At 45.2% G+C, this 15270-nt stretch carries 18 protein-coding genes; 9 read left to right on the forward strand and 9 right to left on the reverse strand.

Annotated features, from left to right (window positions below; all coding sequences use genetic code 11):
• Positions 1-480: 480 nt before the first annotated feature.
• Positions 481-621 carry a hypothetical protein gene (locus QUA07_RS24830; RefSeq protein WP_333330484.1) on the reverse strand — a complete coding sequence of 47 codons (141 nt, stop codon included), beginning with the start codon at positions 619-621 and terminating at the stop codon, positions 481-483.
• Between the two features lie 25 nt (positions 622-646).
• Positions 647-1366 (reverse strand): hypothetical protein, encoded by a 720-nt coding sequence (locus QUA07_RS24835; RefSeq protein ID WP_333081497.1) that lies wholly within the window; start codon positions 1364-1366, stop codon positions 647-649.
• A 568-nt stretch (positions 1367-1934) separates the two neighbouring features.
• Between QUA07_RS24835 and QUA07_RS24840 the strand changes: the two genes are divergently transcribed.
• The 3 genes from QUA07_RS24840 (at position 1935) to QUA07_RS24850 (ending at position 2662) form a co-directional block, all read left to right on the forward strand.
• A complete protein-coding gene (locus tag QUA07_RS24840) occupies positions 1935-2144 on the forward strand; it encodes a hypothetical protein (protein WP_333330487.1) in 210 nt (69 codons plus the stop codon).
• A gap of 96 nt (positions 2145-2240) precedes the next feature.
• Positions 2241-2408 carry a hypothetical protein gene (locus QUA07_RS24845; protein ID WP_333330490.1) on the forward strand — a complete coding sequence of 56 codons (168 nt, stop codon included), beginning with the start codon at positions 2241-2243 and terminating at the stop codon, positions 2406-2408.
• A gap of 29 nt (positions 2409-2437) precedes the next feature.
• Positions 2438-2662, forward strand: coding sequence for a response regulator transcription factor (locus QUA07_RS24850; RefSeq protein ID WP_083888111.1), 225 nt, complete (start codon positions 2438-2440; stop codon positions 2660-2662).
• 117 nt (positions 2663-2779) lie between these two features.
• Here the strand turns inward: QUA07_RS24850 and QUA07_RS24855 are convergent, their stop codons facing one another.
• From QUA07_RS24855 to QUA07_RS24865, 3 genes are all read right to left on the reverse strand, one after another.
• Entirely contained in the window at positions 2780-3676 is an 897-nt protein-coding gene (locus tag QUA07_RS24855; RefSeq protein WP_333330493.1) for an alpha/beta hydrolase, read from the reverse strand.
• A gap of 228 nt (positions 3677-3904) precedes the next feature.
• Positions 3905-5347 carry a D-alanyl-D-alanine carboxypeptidase/D-alanyl-D-alanine endopeptidase gene (gene dacB / locus QUA07_RS24860; protein WP_445305912.1) on the reverse strand — a complete coding sequence of 481 codons (1443 nt, stop codon included), beginning with the start codon at positions 5345-5347 and terminating at the stop codon, positions 3905-3907.
• Between the two features lie 81 nt (positions 5348-5428).
• The gene (locus tag QUA07_RS24865) at positions 5429-5755 is read right to left on the reverse strand and encodes a (2Fe-2S) ferredoxin domain-containing protein (RefSeq protein WP_333330500.1); all 327 of its coding nucleotides are present in this window, start codon (positions 5753-5755) and stop codon (positions 5429-5431) included.
• Between the two features lie 244 nt (positions 5756-5999).
• Here QUA07_RS24865 and QUA07_RS24870 point away from each other — a divergent pair, with 244 nt between their 5' ends.
• Both QUA07_RS24870 and nblB read left to right on the forward strand, forming a co-directional pair.
• The gene (locus tag QUA07_RS24870; protein ID WP_172191735.1) at positions 6000-6461 is read left to right on the forward strand and encodes a CBS domain-containing protein; all 462 of its coding nucleotides are present in this window, start codon (positions 6000-6002) and stop codon (positions 6459-6461) included.
• A 145-nt stretch (positions 6462-6606) separates the two neighbouring features.
• Complete coding sequence (gene nblB, locus QUA07_RS24875) at positions 6607-7281, forward strand: phycobilisome degradation protein NblB (protein ID WP_333217864.1); 675 nt, start codon at positions 6607-6609, stop codon at positions 7279-7281.
• Positions 7282-7512: 231 nt separating this feature from the next.
• Here nblB and QUA07_RS24880 read toward each other — a convergent pair whose 3' ends face one another.
• The gene (locus QUA07_RS24880) at positions 7513-7686 is read right to left on the reverse strand and encodes a hypothetical protein (RefSeq protein WP_333330503.1); all 174 of its coding nucleotides are present in this window, start codon (positions 7684-7686) and stop codon (positions 7513-7515) included.
• Between the two features lie 103 nt (positions 7687-7789).
• On the opposite strand from QUA07_RS24880, the gene QUA07_RS24885 reads away from it, so the two are divergent.
• The 4 genes from QUA07_RS24885 (at position 7790) to QUA07_RS24900 (ending at position 12041) form a co-directional block, all read left to right on the forward strand.
• Positions 7790-9070, forward strand: coding sequence for a CAP domain-containing protein (locus QUA07_RS24885; protein WP_333330506.1), 1281 nt, complete (start codon positions 7790-7792; stop codon positions 9068-9070).
• Positions 9071-9241: 171 nt separating this feature from the next.
• Positions 9242-9772: an adenylate kinase gene (locus QUA07_RS24890; protein ID WP_333330509.1), complete on the forward strand. Its 531-nt coding sequence runs from the start codon at positions 9242-9244 to the stop codon at positions 9770-9772.
• Between the two features lie 422 nt (positions 9773-10194).
• Entirely contained in the window at positions 10195-11007 is an 813-nt protein-coding gene (locus QUA07_RS24895) for a thiamine pyrophosphate-binding protein (RefSeq protein WP_333330512.1), read from the forward strand.
• 332 nt (positions 11008-11339) lie between these two features.
• On the forward strand, positions 11340-12041 hold the full coding sequence (locus QUA07_RS24900) for a thiamine pyrophosphate-dependent enzyme (protein ID WP_333330515.1): 702 nt from the start codon (positions 11340-11342) through the stop codon (positions 12039-12041).
• A 497-nt stretch (positions 12042-12538) separates the two neighbouring features.
• On the opposite strand, the gene QUA07_RS24905 is transcribed toward QUA07_RS24900, so the two are convergent.
• The 3 genes from QUA07_RS24905 to QUA07_RS24915 are packed head-to-tail and all read right to left on the reverse strand — an operon-like array spanning position 12539 to position 15187.
• Entirely contained in the window at positions 12539-13546 is a 1008-nt protein-coding gene (locus QUA07_RS24905; protein ID WP_333330518.1) for a 3-oxoacyl-[acyl-carrier-protein] synthase III C-terminal domain-containing protein, read from the reverse strand.
• A gap of 3 nt (positions 13547-13549) precedes the next feature.
• Positions 13550-14524 carry an FAD-dependent oxidoreductase gene (locus tag QUA07_RS24910; protein WP_333330566.1) on the reverse strand — a complete coding sequence of 325 codons (975 nt, stop codon included), beginning with the start codon at positions 14522-14524 and terminating at the stop codon, positions 13550-13552.
• Positions 14525-14581: 57 nt separating this feature from the next.
• A complete protein-coding gene (locus QUA07_RS24915; RefSeq protein ID WP_333330521.1) occupies positions 14582-15187 on the reverse strand; it encodes an NAD(P)-binding protein in 606 nt (201 codons plus the stop codon).
• Between the last annotated feature and the right edge of the window lie 83 nt (positions 15188-15270).

A 15270-nucleotide genomic window follows, 5' to 3' on the forward strand; every position in this document is an offset into this window, starting at 1 on the left:
AAACTTATATTTAACTCTGCTTGAATATATCGTGAGCTCCTGTTCTTAGTTTGCGATCGATTATTCAGCAAACCCTAATTAAGACATGATTATTTTCGCCGATTTTGCCCAACAATAGCTCAAAACCTCTGCCCTAGTATTTCTGAGTATTTATACTCATCGCAAAAGTGACACGCTCCCTAGCGAGTTTCTATTTAACGGGCGAGCGTAACTTTTGCCACGCTATGTAACTTTTGCAGGATAAACAGGGATGAGAGGGTACTCCTTTGCATGGCAATTGTTATGCAGTGATCGATTGTTTAGCAGTGAAGCCACAAAATAACGCGGACTTTTTATTTAAATTGCATATTCGAGGCGGGCGGGACGCCCACCCCACTCATTGTTTTATTGTTTTTTGACATACAATTTAAATCCACAACAGCTTATCCCAACAGAATTGTTTTCAAAATACTCCTTCTAAACTGGATTCATGTCTTTTGGTCAGCCGCGTGGCTCTGACAGCGGAACTGGGAGCCTCTCATATTTGTAAAAATACTTCTTCTGGCTCCTTCCTTCTGCCTTCTGCCTTCTGCCTTCTGCCTCTGGCCTCAAAACTCCAATTTTGGGCTTGGCTGCTTTCATTGAGATGCTCCCTACTTACGATCACTTATTCAGGCATAGAAACTGGCTGAATGTATTGAGAATTAGCGCGCACATAACAGCCTTGTCTTGTGAGCAACCAGGGTTGACCGTTCGCCATCGTAATAGCATTTGCTCCCCTGAGTTCAGCAGCAACTGTATCTTTATCCGCGCGGTAAACTTGTTGAATTGCTCCGTTTGCGGTCTTGCGACAGTTGAGTTGTCCATCTCGCGAGGTGACTCGCCAAGCAGGCCAAGTTACAAAACCATTTGTTGGACTCGACCAAGTATTAGCATTGCTAGAAGTATAGTCGCCACTTGCATTAGGACGCGGTAAAGCTTCAACTAAATTTACTTTAAATGTCTGGCCAATAGAAGGACAATTTTCTCCTGCTTTCACCTTCCAAGTAACTTCGGCTCCCAATTGGCTGCTTCTTCCAACTTGACGCCTGACAATGGCAATATCTCCAGAACAAACAATTTTTCGGCCAGGGCCGGTCGCACTGTCTTTGAAAGTCCCATTGTAATAGTAAGAGCCTGCTGCTCCTTCGGAACGGGTAATTTGAATATTGCCCAAAAATTCCCGATTGCCTACTTTGGTCAAGTAAAAACCGCTGCGATTGTTTCCTTTTTCTGACAAGTTTAAAGTAGTTTTACCGTTAGGATTAACATAAGTGGTAGCGCTAGCAGCAGCGCACCAAATTAATGACACAACTCCTGTGGATAACAAAATGGAAAGTTTTTTCACCGCAACACCTTGTATGATATGAATCTCTACTTTATTTATAGCTGTTGGTGAAAATACTTGACCAGTCGCTCAAATGAGTGACACTCATTTGAGCGACAGCGCACTCGTCTGACCCTGCGTGCCGACTATCCCCGGCATCAACTCTGCATAACTTCACCTTGCTTCAGCTCTCTTCCACTCTCTTCACTTGTATGCACTTGCATCACGATGCCTACAAGCTTCAACTTCTGACTCATTGCAGGTTCCAATAATTAGCAGCAGAATAAATTTATATACGTAAGTAAGGGGGTTCCAATCACCGCTAAATACTGTGGATTTTACGGCTACTCCCCGGTGGGTCAAGTTGCGATTACAAACACTAGGGCGATTTTTACAGGTAGCAGATTTCCAATCTAAGAATACTTGTAAAGAAATGTAAAAGCTCCTGATCGCCGATTGGTTTGACAGAAAGTACGATTTTTAAGCGGAGTCGGTAAAAAAAGTAGTCTTGATTCAGCGCAAAAATGAACTTGACCAACACAAATTAATTTGCTCGAAACTTAAATCATTGTTGAATGGATAATAAATTATGGCTGACGGTCAATTAGGAGTTATATTAAAGATGGCTCAAACCATTAATCCTCAAATTGAGAGCGCTCGACACTTTGAAATAGACTTGGCAAAATTGCGCCAACTGCCAGCAGGAACATTAGGGTGCGAAGTGGCGCGATTTCTAGACGAACAAGGCTTTGAGCCGATCGCATCGGGAGACTGGATTCAGCGAAACCACGACGTTTAACGGGTTCTGACTGGTCTTTCAGCTTCAACAGAAGATGAATTTATACTTCAAGCGTTTACTCGTGATCAAGTATTTCTTCCTTCTTGTGCGATTTTAGTGTTAGTTGGACTGATCAGCGGCAAATGCGTGATCGGACAAATTATCAAAGGCTTAAAACACGGAAAATTAGCCACTCGGTTAATTAATTGGGACGTTGCATCTGATTGGGAAACTCCTTTATATGAAGTTCGAGAAAAACTCGGAATTCTACCCTTAATTGATTAGATTTTCACTCATTACCTCATTACAAAAGTATGCAAAGCACAAGTTACAAACCGGAAATTAGCCTGAGTCCGCGGGAAAGAGCGATCGCGCAATTAGTAGCCCAAGGCCTGCCCAACAAATGTATTGCCAAAAATTTAAATATCAGTCACTGGACGGTTGCTACTTACGTGAGGAGGATTTTTATCAAACTCGGTGTTTGTTCCAGAACTGCGATGATTGCACTGCTGATCCAAGAAAATTTGCTCTGGGACTAATAAATAAGTAGGGTGCGTCAGATATTAAGAACGGGCAAGATACCCGTTCCACAAAAATTCAATCTTCTTGTGGAACGGGCAAGATGCCCGTTCTTATGTGCAAGCGTTAATTTTTTTCTATGCCGAAGCCACAGAAGGAGAAGAATTTCTCAGAAAACTCAGCAATTCTCGATTCACCGTTTGCGGCGCTTCCTGCTGAATCCAGTGACCACAGTGAGGAACTAATTTTAACTTAAACGGAGCCGTAATTAATCTGTCTAAACCTTCTACAAGTTTGTGGCTCAAAAACGCATCTTCTTCTCCCCAAAGTACCAAAGTAGGCACTGTCACAGGTTCTAATTTCTGCCCCAAATTCCAAAGCCTCTGCGGGTGAAACATCTGCCGATAATAATTGATAGCGGCGGCTAATACTCCCGGCTTTTCTAAAGCAGTCTGATAAATCTTAGTTTCCTCAGCGCTAAAAGATCCTTTGCGAACAGCTTGTCCTTGAAAAACATTGTGAACAAAATCTTTCAAGTTTTGCCGGATCAACAATTCGGGAAGGCCGGGAACCTGAAATGCCAAAACGTACCAACTGCGGCGGATTTGATCTAAATTGCTCGCCATTTCCTGCACGAATCGCTGCGGGTGCGGAGCGTTTAAAATTGCCAAGCGGTTGAGTTGTTCAGGGAATTTTTGAGCTAAGTGCCACGCAATCGCCCCTCCCCAATCATGACCTACAACGTGAGCTTTTGTATAACCGAGGCTCGAAATCAAACCGCGAATATCCGCGCTCAGCGTATCTAAATCATAGCCGCTTTCCGGCTTGTCGGAATCGTTGTAGCCCCGCAAATCCGGCACCACAACCTTGAAATGACGCGCTAAAGCAGGGATTTGATGACGCCAAGAGTACCAAAACTCTGGAAACCCATGCAGGAGGAGAACGAGCTCGCCTTCTCCTTGAGAAACGCAGTGCAGGCGGATGTTATTGGTTTCGACAAAGATGTGTTGCTGTTCGGAATCTAAAGAATTCATAGTTGGAAAGTTAGACTTATTTTCGGGAAGTACAGAACCCGCCGACTGGTAGCAGGCTAAAACTTCCCAATGGTGTTAATTTTTCTACTTTTATTGTAGCTGCTTTTCGGTTCCCGTCGGTGCAATCTAATGAAACTTAAAACTTGTAGGGTTTTTGGGTGCCCTGTATTTTAGGTGTAACTTAGGTGTAACTACTGAGGTTAACTTTCTCACCTTAAATCTGTTGTTTTAACAGCGGCGCAAGCGATTCAATAATAGCACAATTTCGTCCGTTGCCGATCGCATTTTTGCAGTCGATAGGTCAGATTGATTGACGATAATGCTAAACACCAGCGGCTCGTAATTCGGAACTTCGATATATCCCGATAGCGCCGAAACTCCGCTCATAGTTCCTGTTTTAGCTTGCAAAATTACGCGGTTTGGTGTAATATTAAAGCGATTTTTCAAAGTGCCGCTCTCGCCAGCGATCGACAGTGACTGGCGGTAAATCGATGCAGCAGGTGAATTAGCCATCAATCTCAAAGTTTCCACCAAGGCTTCTGGAGTAATTAAATTGTGCCGAGACAAGCCGGAACCGTCGGCCAATATGTAGCTGTTTGGATTTACTCCTAATTGAGTTAAAACTGTCTTTAGCTCTTTCAAACCGCTTTCACCTGTATTCTCTTGTGGCACAGGCATCTTGCCTGTAACTTTTCCCAGCAATCTCAATAAAACTTCTGCATAAAGATTGTTGCTTTCGCGATTAGTTTCTCTCACCAATTCAGCCAGCGGCGGCGATTTAACGGTTGCTAATTCTTGATTTAAATTGCGAGCAGCCGATGCAACTAAAGCCTGTTTAACAGGAATTCCCTCAGTCGCCAGGGCTTGTTGAAAATACTGCAAAAAATTATTAGCGGGGTTGACAACGGCGACATAAGCTGATTCAGGTTCGCCACCAACTTTCAACTGTCCACTAACTCGAATTATAGGTCGATCGAACTCCCGGCCAACTTCAATAAACTCGGGTTCGTTTTGGGCGACAGTTACTGAATTGTTCTGAAGTTGCCACTGATTTGCCAGCTTTGCTTCGGCAAAAGTAACTTTCAGAGGTTGCCCAAGAGCCTGCGGGGACAATAGAAGGTTGATCGCATTTTGATTGAAAATTAAACTGTTAATTGGCGCTCCGTAGCCTGCTTGCGCGTCTTCCCATTCCCAATTTGGATTAACTGCACTGCCTTGAAAATAGCTGTCATCGCCAATCAACTGGTTAACTTGACTGATTCCTCGCTGCTTCAACTGCTGCGCCAAGGATTTCAACTGAGCCTCAGCAATGCTCGGATCTCCCCTGCCGGCAACGTACAAACTGCCATTTTCGCCGCTGTAAACTGATGTCTTAATCCGAAAATCTGCACCGAGTTTCTGCAAAGCAGCGGCTGTAGTTAGCAGCTTGGCATTTGATGCCGGAATAAAATATTTTTGGCTGTCGCGGCTGTAAAGAGTAGTAGTAGAAGATAGAGGTTGAATCAAAATGCCCCAGCGCGATCGACTAAATTCGGGACGGTTGGCGATCGCATCTACTTGCGCTCCCAATTCCCCAGGACAAATATCCCCAGCAACCGCCGACGTTTGAGCAGCAACCGCCGACGGTCGCCCCAGAATTAGGACTAACAAACTAAGCGCAATTCCTTGGATTTTCAAAGTGCCAGTTCCTTAACAATAACTATTCAAATTAGATGCGCCAGAGCTTGGAAGTTTCACCGAATCCAGTCAATATTAATAATAATAACGCGCATGAATTCTCGGATTGAATAGCGCCTCTACAGGTTTTCCCCCTTTGAGGTGTTCTTCCACAATTAACGGTACATCACTCGGTTTAACTCGACAATACCAAATTTCGTCCGGGGTAACTCGCACCGTCGGGCCAGTCGTGCACTGTCCCTGACAGCTAGTAGCCTCAACTTTCACCCCGGCCACTTGTTGAGCTTCAAAAGCAGCTAGCACTGCTGCTGAACCATTTTTCAGGCAAGATTGATACTGGCAAACCAATACACAGTGCGCTTCTGGTTGGGAGTCTGGTTCTGGGGCTGGAGATTCTGGCATTGGTAAGGATTTATCCGGTCTTTAATATATCTTAACAATCTTGTCAGGTCGATCGCCCGCTGGAGTCCGGCAAACGACAGAATTTTATAGTGCGATCGACAAAAACAGCAAAATTCTGGCATTCAAACTTTTTCCTTCCTTCTACCTTCTAACGAATCCCTTCAGCAGAGCTGCCTTTCTTCAGTCTGTGTCACGCTTTGCCTATATGATCGATTTAGAGCAACAACTCAATCAACCGCTAATCATGCCAAAAACAGTAGCCGATGTAATGAGCCGCGAGCCGATTTTGGCGCGACCCGAAATGCCCTTGAACGAAGCGATTAAAATTTTAGCCGATCGACGCATTAGCGGTCTTCCCGTCGTAGATGAGAATGACTTGTTGGTAGGAGTCATCTCCGAAACCGATTTGATGTGGCGGGAAACCGGCGTAACTCCCCCCGCTTATATCATGGTGCTTGACAGCGTGATTTATTTGGAAAATCCATCTCGTTACGAGCGAGAACTCCACAAGGCTTTAGGACAAACAGTAGGAGAAGCGATGAGTACAGAGCCAGTTACCATCGAACCCGACAAATCTCTGCAAGAAGCTGCCAAACTGATGCACGATCGCAGCATCCACCGATTGCCAGTGCTTGATACTGCGGGCAAAGTAATCGGCATCCTCACTAGGGGAGATATTATCCGAGCGATGGCTGCCGAATCTTAAATTAACTGTTGCAGTTCCAGGACTGTATCAGAAAATAAGTCGTGAAGCGAAGCTATCCCGTAGGGAATCGCTCCTTAAATCTCGCTCGCTTTTGGCAATTACCAATTACCAAATCTAAAATCTAAAATCTAAAATCTCAAATCCGATGAGCATTACCCCTGAGTCTGTCGAACAATTGCTGAATTCCGAGGATTTTGGCGAAAGACTGCGAGCAGTCAACCAACTGCGGCAACTAGAACCCGCGATCGCCTATAAACTGATTCAAATTGCGATCGGCGACAAAAACGTCCGGGTTCGCTACGCAGCAGTCAGCCAATTATCAACCCTCGGCACGCAGAATCTGGCGAACGCTTTAGAGGTACTGCGAAACAGCTTGAACAACGACCCCGAACCCGACGTGCAAGCAGCAGCAGCCGATGCTTTGGGCGCATTGAAATTAACCGATGCTTTAGAAGATTTGCAGCAAGTTTATAGCAGTACCTCTGAATGGCTGGTGCAACTGAGCATCGTCGCGGCTTTGGGAGAAATGGGAGATCCGAAAGCCTTTCCGATGTTAGAAAATGCCCTGAATTCTGAAAACGAATTGATCCAAACCATTGCCATCAGCGCATTAGGTGAATTGGGAGATAAACGGGCGCTGCCGCTGCTGCTTCCCTACGCTTCCAATGCAGATTGGCAGATCCGTTACAGAGTCGCCCAAGCTTTGGGGCGGTTGGGCGGTGCAGAAGCACAGACAGCTTTGGAAATTCTCGCCAAAGATGAGGTTGAACAAGTTGCTCAGGAGGCTAAAGCCGGACAAGAAAATAGTTTGAAATCTTGAGATTGCTTTGGCGATCGCGAACAACCCTGCACGCTTGTGAATTTTGAATTAATTTAGAATTTTTTGTGAAGATTCTACTAAAAAGTCTGTTCGCGATCGCACACATATTTCAGAAACCCGGTTTCTTCCTATATTTCTTGTTCCTATCTGCAAAACTCGTAGAAACCGGGTTTCTAGCCAGCCAGCCAGCGGGCTGGTTGCGTAGCGTAAACCTTACTAATCAGGAAAAATCTAAAATCTAAAATCTAAAATTGTATTGATGCCACGGGCGATCGCACATTCCTTGAAAACTCTCCTCAAAGTCGATCGCACTCTTCCCAATCCAAACCAGAGTCTGCCTCTTGACATCCCCACTTTGACAAAAGCTATAATTAAAATAAATACAGTAGCGGCAGGGATTAACACAATTCTTAAATTGTGTCCAGCCAGCTAGCGATCGGGGAAACTATCGTTAAGACGGTAAGCCATCTACCAGCAAAGCCAAGTCTTAAAACTCTTGATCATCCCCATGCTTGAACAACTACAAAATTCAGGTTCTCAGTCCTCGGACATTTTACCAGGAGAGCGATCTGCCTCTCAAGTCGCACCAACTCCAACCAATCAAAACTTTATTTATAGAGTTTTAGAACTTACAAACATCGAACGCAGCAAATTGAGTTTATCACCGCTAACCTTAAATACTCAGTTACTAAATGCGGCGGAAAATCACAGCCAAAACATGGCACTGCAAGACTTCTTTTCGCATACCGGAAAAGATGGTTCGTCATTCACCAGTCGCATTACTACAACGGGCTATAAGTTCTCAGCGGCAGCAGAAAATATTGCTGCTGGATCTTCTACACCCGAACAAGTTGTATCATCGTGGATGAACAGCAGCGGCCATCGCACTAACATTCTAAACCCGAATCTCAAAGAAATTGGGATTGGTTACTATTTCTTAGCCGACGATACTGGCACAGAAAATTTCAATCACTATTGGACGCAAGTTTTTGCGACTTCTCTTGACGGTAGTGTCAATCCCGCACCGACACCCACACCTACTCCCACACCTACTCCCAACACATTGGTATCGATTACTTCGCCAATACCCAATGCTATAGGGGACGGCAGCCCGACGACAGCACCCAAAAATACAGCCAGCGACGGCAATTATTTCCTCTCAGATAGTGCCGATAGTCAAATACCGACAAATGCTGCGGGATTGCCAATTTTTGCCCTTTCCGGCAAAGACAATATCACGGGGGGAGAAGGTGCTGATAGCATTAATGGAATGCAAGGTGCGGATACAATTAATGGCGCAGGCGGCAATGACAGCTTATCGGGTGGCAAAGAATCGGATTCAATTGATGGCGGTGTTGGCAATGATTTTATCAGCGGCAACAACGATAACGATCGACTAATCGGATCTGACGGTAACGATACTATTCGCGGCGGCAAAGAAGATGATATCTTAATTGGCGGTAACGGATCCGATTTGTTAGCGGGCGATCGCGGTCAAGATATGCTGACCGGCGGTGCTGGAAATGATACGTTTATCTTGGCAGGAGGTTTGTCTGCGGCGGCTACTTTAATAAGTGCAGATGTAATCGTCGATTTTGGGGCTGGGGATAACATTGGTTTGACGGACGGTATCGGGTTTGCCAACTTGACTTTTGAAGCTGTGAGTTTGCAGTTGGATGGAGGTGCAAGTGTCGCTTCTACGGCGATTAAGTCTGGCAGTAATTATTTGGGCATCGTGCAGGGTGTAAGTCAAAGTCAGCTTACATCGAGCGTTTTTGTGAATGGGTAACGGGGAATCGGTAGTGTAAAATTTCACTTAGGCAGCTTGTAAGGTGCGTCAGTTCGTAGGGATTGGATGGGTAGCCCAGATTGTCGAAGCTGACGCACCCTACTACTTCAGTTGTTATAGCAATTCTCCACAGTGTTGCTACAATTTGCATCATTACTAAGAGGGGTAACTATGAAAAAAGTAGCCGTGTTTGGCAACGCTGGAGGCGGTAAATCAACTCTCAGCAAGAGATTATCAGAAATCACTGGTTTGCCACTTTACCCTTTGGATAAGATTAAATATCAATCTGGGGGCGCTGAGGTTCCCAATGAAGAATATAAGCAGATCCATGAGAAAATTTTGGCTACTGACCGATGGATTATAGACGGTTTTGGTTGTATGGAAACCGTCTGGCTTCGACTCAACGAGGCAGATAGTCTGGTTTTTGTCGATCTGCCCTTATACGTGCATTTCTGGTGGGTGACTAAACGGCTGATTACAGGTAAGTTTATACCGCCAGAAGGCTGGCCGGAAAAGAGTCCTATCTTGAAGGGTTCAATTAATAGTTACCGCGTTCTTTGGTTGTGTCACAAGTATTTGACTCCCAGATATCGCGAGTATGTCGATCGCGCTCAAAAAACCAAAAGTGTTTATCACATCAGATCCACTGAAGAGATTTCACAATTTTTTGAATCGATATTGCAAAGGACTAATGACTGTTGACTGTTGACAGCCAGGGGAGATGCCCCAAGGATGAGTATAGGTTAAGGTTAGGCTTTAGTTTCATAGGACTCGGTTTGAAAATTCAAAGTTGGTAGGCTATCCAGCAGTCTGGTACTAGGTGCGTTGGCTTCTGAAACGGCTTTCCTAACTAATGAGCGATCGCCAAACAACAAATCTATATACTGACTCTAATCGCCTTTCTCAAAAACGTCAACGAGCGCGCCAAAAATCACCGAAATTTACTTTTTTGAAAGCTACAAATTCGCTCTGTCTTCAGCTTTTAGTCCGCTACTGATTTAATAACCATTTCTTCTTCGAGAAATAATCTATGTAGCAAGGCCGAAGCAGTGATGTAAAATATATTTTACTGTATGTATAATTTATACGCAGTTAGGTATATCGCATCGGGAGAGGACACGCTTGTGATTCAAAATCAGACTACATACTACACAACTGTACAAGACAAAACTGTTGCCCAGCTTCTGCTCAAGTACCTCGAACTTGAGCAAGTAAATAAACTATTCGGTCTTCCAGGCGGCGCACTCACGCACCTATTAGACGAACTAAGCGAGCAACAAGATAAATTTGAGTATATCATTTGTCGCCACGAAACTGGGGCGGCTTTTATCGCTGATGGTTATGCACGGGTAACGGGAAACTTAGGGGTGGTTTTGGTAACTTCTGGCCCTGGTGCCACCAATGCTTTGACGGGAACGGTGAACGCTCACAATAGTAACTCGGCGCTGTTGACTATTACTGGGGAAGTGCCAGAAGTTTATTTTGGTAAAGGTTATCTTCAAGAAGGAATTGATGCCAATCTAGACATTGATAATATTTATCGCAGCGCCTCGCAGTACAGTGCTGTAATTACTAATGCGACCAATTTCCAAACGCTGTTTTCCCAAGCTTTACGGGATGCGCTTTCAATTCCTAACCGCGCCGCTCACATTAGCCTTCCCGACGATGTTGCTGGGAGTACGGTTAGCAATGTCCAAATTCCCAATAGCCCTGATAATTATCGCGCCATTCCCGATGCTTTTAGCCCAGGGAAAATAGAGCAAGCTTTTAAGTTGCTGTTGTCAGCGCAACTGCCGTTATTTTTCTTGGGAAATGGCTGTCGCCGCGCTTTGCAAGATGGCGATCGCCTGCGAAAATTTGTAGAGTTTGTTAACAAATTTGCCATTCCGGTGAGGACAACTCCCGACGCAAAGAGCATTTTTCCAGAAAATATTTAGTTATCGCTGCGAAATTACGGTTTGGCGGGTTGCGAGTGGCCTAAGTATTATTTAAACCCACAACTTCTTAACCCTCTTTTGTCACTTTCGGGAAAAAATAATCAGGAACGCTTAGAGCATAAGACTTTTACCAAAAATCCTGATTTCAGCTATTCTGTTAGAAAATAAACGCTCAAATGCTCGCTATATCTACAGTTAAAAATTTGGCTCTTATTTTTATTTTCCCAGAGTTACCGAAGAGGGTTAATCCTAAATTACCATCACACTACGATGCACTGATGGTTTGGGGATCGAGTTTGGGTCAACTGGCTACTTCCAAATAGGACTCGATTTTGATTCCCAACGGGCCTTTTATTCAAGTTGACTTGAATCAAAATGCGATCGCCCGTTCTTTTCCGATTGAATTGGGAATTGTGTCGGAAGTTGGCCGCGCGATCGACTACTTGTGCGAGTTAGGTCAGCAAGTAAAAGCTGATGAAAAAGGAATTGATTTCCGCAGGCGGTTGATCGACGAAATTAAAAGTACAAAATCTCCGTTCCGCAACCCCGAAAAACGAGACTCGGAAGCTTCCCCTATTTTTCCTCAAGCGTTGATGAAGTGCATCAATGAGATGATGCCAGAAGACGGACATTTGTTTATAGATTGTGCTAACTGCGTTGGTTGGTCGGTGCATTATATTGTTGCCAATCCGCCTTTGCAAATGCACAATTCGCTGGCAATGGGGTCGATGGGTTTTGGTACTGCTGCGGTAATCGGCGGTAAAATGGGAGCGCCGTATAAAACCTGCGTTGCGATTGTTGGCGATGGTGCGTTTATGATGCACGGAAACGAAATTTCAACAGCCGCGCAATACGGCGTTGGCGCAATTTGGGTGGTCATGGACAATAACGACTTGGGGATGATTAGCCAGTACATGAACCAGTTTTGTCCTAAACCTGGAAATCCGGGATTTTGGAAAGATTATTATAAAAATGGTAATCCCAATTTGGCGCAGTTTGCCGCAGCTTTGGGTGCTGATGCTTTTGATATTTAGAGTCCTACTGAGCTGAGAGAAGTATTTCCCAGAGCCATGAAAAATGCACTAGAAAATAAAAAACCGCAGGTAATAGTTGCTCACATTAATAACTATGAGGTGCCACATTATTATCCACCTTCACAAAGCTGAGTGATAGGAAGATCTGGTTGTAAGTTCCCCAATTTACAGCAGATTCCACGTTTATGAAGTACACTGCGATCGCTCGCGATCCTAGTAGTAGGGACACTCCCATTGGTGTCAACTTAAGACTAAAACCCTTGAAAAATCTCGCTCATACCCGAGTTTAGATCCCCCTAAATCCCCCTTAAGAAGGGGGACTTTGAGAAGGCTCTTGTCCCCCCCTTCTTAAGGGGGGCTAGGGGGGATCTAAGTTTAATGGTCAAACAGCATTCTGTGACTGGGCTTGAAGTTAAGTTGGCACCTATGGGCTCTTGGAGTGTCCTTACCTCTGCTTTAATTATGTGTAGTAAAAATTCAAAAACCCGCCCCGTCTACTACTTGCGCTTCAGCAATAGTGCGGCTGTCTTGAGTTCAGTTCCTAAACCCAGCAATACTAGGTACTCCGTTTTAATCTCGCGATAGAAATAGGCAAGATTTACTGGAATGCTTGCCAGTGTCATGTTGGCAAAAGTTTCTAAGGTTTGCAAATATTGAGCAGGCGCGATCGCACTCGCCCAAGCATCCATGAGTACAGTGGAAGCTTGATGGGTAATTAAAGCAATGTCAGCACCCCGAAGGCCGTGACGTTCTAACAGCCGATGAGTCAATATCGGCGGTTCTTTTTCTATAAATTCTACAAACGCTTGCTGACCCTGCGGTGTAATGTGAAAGTATGGTCTGGTGTAAATTTGTTCGAGGTTGTTTTGAAAATCCAAAGCATCAGGCGCGATCGCATCTGGTTGCATATACATACAGCCATATACTTTTGTATACACCGAGTTTTCAGCGTCCACTAAAGTAAATTGCGATGGATCTCTGAGCTCACCCACCACTGCCGCCCCCGCTCCATCTGAGGCACTAATACTTTGGGGGGTATGATAGCTCACATAGCGAGTCCAGTTGCAGCCACATACAACCAGTGCGTTTCTCACTTGCCTCGCCCGTACTAGGGCATTTGCCATCAACAGCCCTGTATTAAAATTCGTGTATTCATCGTTAATCGGAAATATCCAAGTTGTGGGCGACAAACCCAGTTGTTGGTGAACTTTAGCTAGTCCATTGGGTGTGAGATACTCAGAAACCGAATCATAGCCTAGTAGCGCGTCAATCTCGCCGATGTTCAATCTTGCATCCTTTATAGCTACCAAGGCAGCCTTTACCATAAGATCCGTCACACTTTCCCCTGAGGACAAGACACGGCGCTCCTTGTAGCCTTTAAACAAATCCTGATCCAGTACAGGATGTTGTTTGAGCCAGTCAAATATCGGGTCATCATTAGTCCGAATCTGTGACGGTACCGCATAGCCTGTGCCGATGATAGCAATGCCATCATAGTTAGCCATAGTTCAACCCTCCTCTGTCACCCAATCGGGCGGTTGCAGGCCGAAGTGGTCTTGCAGTAAAATTTCGGCTGTAGATAGCGCTCCTTCCACCCACCCCTGACCATCTGAATAAGCTTCACCGCAAATATACACCGGGACATTCTCTTGCGGGTGGACGATTTGGGGGATAACTTCCCAACTTTTGGCGTGGATATTCCAGAAATTAACTGCACCGCCATAGGGATCGTCGCCCCAGTCCATATAGACAGCGCTGTAAGGTTCTGGAACCCCACTTAATCCGTGCATTTCTTGTAGCTGGCGCTGGATCTCTCTCACCATTGCGGCTGGTGCTTTGTAATGATGCCAGTCGGGGGAACCGGAGTAGTCTGAGCCATAGTAACCTGCTTTCGTCTCAAAGGGCGGTTCTTCTTTTTTGTCCCGCAGTCCTTCCCAAAAAGTGACATTGAGGGTATCGTCGTAACTTGCCAACAGCACTGAATTCTGGTTTTGTCGATCGGCTTTGAGCTGTTCTCCTTCTGTGCCCGAATAGTAACATTGCCGCACTGGTAGGTCGGTAACAGATCGCCCTTTCGTGACTTCAACCTTTTCCCACCAAGGTGTGTGGTAGGAGACAAACATTTTAAACATAGGCACTGGTGTCACCGTGCGGATCAGTGTTTGAACTTTACGGTTTCGTGGATCTAAAACCTCGCCTGTCGGATCTAGTAGTTCCAGGGAGCGTCGTGGCATCGCTAAGATTAAGGCGCGAGCGAAGATTTCTATGGTTTCACCTGGTTGATTTTGCGAGATGAGACTCATTTTGACACCGCTGCTACCATCGGGCAACTCTGCTGCTGCAAAGGATTTGAGTCGGTGTTCCAGATAAACTTCTCCGCCTGATTGGACGAATTGTTGGCAGATTTCTAAAGGTATTTGTTCGTAACCTTTAACTATCGCTTTGTAAGTTACATCCGGTGTGAAGTCGCAGTTTAATAAGATGGTGTCGGCGGCGTTCCAGTTTAAGACGGTGGTATCGTAGCCGCCTGCTTGGTAGGCTCAGGTGTAAGCTTCGTGGGAGAGCGATCGTGCCAACAAATTCCAGAAGCCCCAATTGTAGAGATGTTTGCCCTCAAATTTATGAGTTCTCACAAAATGCCGCAATTCTTCCCCATGTAGTTTGCTAATTCCGGGCATAAGCTGTTCGAGGGCAAAACCAATAAAATTGCTGGGATCTATCCCTTGTTCGGCACTTTTGAGGGCATAGGGCACCAATTTCGGATCGGTAAGTTGAGAAAGGCGTAGGTGTTGGCCTCGCAAATAAGCGATGTTTTCAGGTTCGCTGACGTATAAAGGGCGGGTTTCTAGTTTAAGTTTATTTTCAACTAGCGATCTCACCAGTTTTTGCGATGACATATAACGCATCCCGCCCAATTCGCAGCGGGTGTTTGGTATTCCCGGCGGAGTTACCGATAGCAATCGCCCACCGATGCGGTGGCTACCTTCAAACACAGCAATTTTCAGCCGATCTTCTCCTCGCTTTGAGAGCATTTGTTCGAGTCGTTCGGATTTTTGAGTTTGGCTAGTCATTAGTCGCCAAGCGCTGTAAACTCCTGATACACCGCCGCCAACGATCGCCACGTCGAGTATTTCGTCTTTCAACATTACATTTACTCTTTTTCTTCCTGGATATTTATAGTTTGTAGGGCAGAGGCTCAAAAATTTCCAAAGATTATTTTTTATTTATA

It is taken from the genome of Microcoleus sp. T3_A4 (assembly GCF_036700465.1).
Classification (GTDB): domain Bacteria; phylum Cyanobacteriota; class Cyanobacteriia; order Cyanobacteriales; family Microcoleaceae; genus Microcoleus.